Raw genomic sequence first — 263 nt, 5'->3', positions numbered from 1 at the left:
GGCTGAGCCACGGCGGTCAGCAACTGACCTGCCTGGAATACGACCCGGCCCTGGTCGAATCGGGCCAAGCGATGAGCGCACGACTGCGACTGAACGCAGCGCACCTGCAGCAAGACGTGCTCGCGCCGGACTGCAGCGAACGCCTGCTCGCGGAGCACACGCCGGTAGCCCTGCACGCCTGTGGCGAGCTGCACGTGCGGCTGCTGCAGCTTGCCAGCCGCAAGGGCTGCGAGCAGCTGGCGGTCGCACCCTGTTGCTACAAC

1 protein-coding gene is annotated in these 263 nt (G+C 68.4%); it reads left to right on the top strand.

Annotated features, from left to right (window positions below; all coding sequences use genetic code 11):
• Nucleotides 1–263: methyltransferase (locus NDO48_RS29295; protein WP_267322930.1), on the top strand; the 263-nt coding region annotated here is incomplete at both ends.

Source organism: Aminobacter sp. MET-1 (genome assembly GCF_026521175.1).
In the GTDB taxonomy this organism is placed as follows: Bacteria; Pseudomonadota; Alphaproteobacteria; order Rhizobiales; family Rhizobiaceae; genus Aminobacter.
This window is presented reverse-complemented; position numbering and strand designations above follow the sequence as displayed.